The sequence below is a fragment of the Paenibacillus taiwanensis DSM 18679 genome (genome assembly GCF_000425125.1).
Classification (GTDB): domain Bacteria; phylum Bacillota; class Bacilli; order Paenibacillales; family Paenibacillaceae; genus Paenibacillus_B; species Paenibacillus_B taiwanensis.
The window spans coordinates 1-1,611 of the sequence record NZ_AULE01000010.1; the positions used below are offsets into that span (position 1 = coordinate 1).

Annotated in this window: 9 tRNA genes and 1 rRNA gene; all 10 read left to right on the forward strand. The window is 46.7% G+C overall.

Annotated features, from left to right (window positions below):
- Positions 1-92, forward strand: a 5S ribosomal RNA gene (gene rrf, locus H509_RS26580); the annotation flags it as partial.
- A gap of 63 nt (positions 93-155) precedes the next feature.
- Positions 156-231, forward strand: a tRNA-Asn gene (locus H509_RS0102140).
- A gap of 5 nt (positions 232-236) precedes the next feature.
- Positions 237-312: transfer RNA gene (locus H509_RS0102145), tRNA-Thr, on the forward strand.
- A 35-nt stretch (positions 313-347) separates the two neighbouring features.
- Positions 348-422, forward strand: a tRNA-Glu gene (locus H509_RS0102150).
- 4 nt (positions 423-426) lie between these two features.
- A tRNA-Val gene (locus tag H509_RS0102155) sits at positions 427-502 on the forward strand.
- A 6-nt stretch (positions 503-508) separates the two neighbouring features.
- Positions 509-584 (forward strand) — tRNA-Thr (locus H509_RS0102160).
- Between the two features lie 12 nt (positions 585-596).
- A tRNA-Gln gene (locus H509_RS0102165) sits at positions 597-671 on the forward strand.
- A gap of 6 nt (positions 672-677) precedes the next feature.
- Positions 678-753, forward strand: a tRNA-Lys gene (locus H509_RS0102170).
- A 17-nt stretch (positions 754-770) separates the two neighbouring features.
- Positions 771-854, forward strand: a tRNA-Leu gene (locus tag H509_RS0102175).
- Positions 855-1,535: 681 nt separating this feature from the next.
- Positions 1,536-1,610 (forward strand) — tRNA-Gly (locus H509_RS0102180).
- The last annotated feature ends 1 nt before the right edge of the window (position 1,611 follow it).

A 1,611-nucleotide genomic window follows, 5' to 3' on the forward strand; every position in this document is an offset into this window, starting at 1 on the left:
CACGCGTACCCATCCCGAACACGACCGTTAAGCCCTCCAGCGCCGATGGTACTTGGACCGCAGGGTCCTGGGAGAGTAGGACGTTGCCAAGCAGTTGCCTTGATTATTTCGAGGCACGTCTGGACTCTCTAAGCGGGTCCTATGAGATTAAACGTTCCCTGATAGCTCAGTTGGTAGAGCACTCGACTGTTAATCGAGTTGTCACAGGTTCGAGTCCTGTTCGGGGAGCCATCTTTGCTCTCATAGCTCAGTAGGTAGAGTGCATCCATGGTAAGGATGAGGTCACCGGTTCGATCCCGGTTGAGAGCTCCACAAAATATTGCTATAATACATCTAAGAATAAGCACGGCCCGTTGGTCAAGGGGTTAAGACACCTCCCTTTCACGGAGGTAACAGGGGTTCGAATCCCCTACGGGTCACCATTATGGACGCTTAGCTCAGCTGGGAGAGCATCTGCCTTACAAGCAGAGGGTCGGCGGTTCGATCCCGTCAGCGTCCACCATAATATGCCGGTGTAGCTCAGTTGGTAGAGCGGCTGACTTGTAATCAGTAGGTCGAGGGTTCGACTCCTTTCGCCGGCACCATTTATTCTTTGATGGGGATTAGCCAAGCGGTAAGGCAACGGACTTTGACTCCGTCATGCATAGGTTCAAATCCTATATCCCCAGCCATTTTAAGAGCCATTAGCTCAGTTGGTAGAGCACCTGACTTTTAATCAGGGTGTCGAAGGTTCGAGTCCTTCATGGCTCACCAGTTATATATTTGAACGTGCGCGTGTGGCGGAATTGGCAGACGCACCAGACTTAGGATCTGGCGCCTTCGGCGTGGGGGTTCGAGTCCCTTCACGCGCACCAAATATTACAGTCAGACACTTATCATTTAGATAAGTGTTTTTTTGTTTATACATATGTTATAGATTGTTATTTGCGTGAACATAACGGAATAGAATATACGATGAAGTGTAACTGCCTCCCTTTGATCCGAATCGTATCACTCATAATCATCTTTATAAAGAGCTTAAAGGGGCTTCCTAGCTCTTAAGAGACTGCATAACAACCTAGCTGCTGTCCAAAGTAGAAAAACGCGCTAAACAGGCGTAAATTTCGTATGTTGTTCGGTGGGAACGATAACAGCTGATAACAAGAGGATGGCTGCCTTCAATTGTTTCATTATTCAATATGTTAGGTCTCACTTAAGCCACGCTGTTGTGGAGCGGACGTCTTAAGCAATCTGGATAAAAGTATATCCTTATTCAGCGCATTAAGCGTGCGATATAACGTCCAGGCTGGAAATGTAGTCCGGTATCCCTTAAATAGATGTTTATTGACTTCAGCTTCATACATCATAAGCTATTGTAAGCAGCGTATCGCAGGAGCAAATTGTACTCACCTGACTGCCAAGGTCAGAAATAATACGAAAAATGTGATGGAATTTAATATGTGTTAATTTTTTTTGGATCAGCTATTGCAAGGCTGTTGGATTTATGTTATATTATTTCTTGTCGCCTCTCCGGTAAGGAAAGTCGAGATGACAATGCGGACATAGCTCAGTGGTAGAGTATCGCCTTGCCAAGGCGAGGGTCGCGGGTTCGAATCCCGTTGTCCGCTCCAT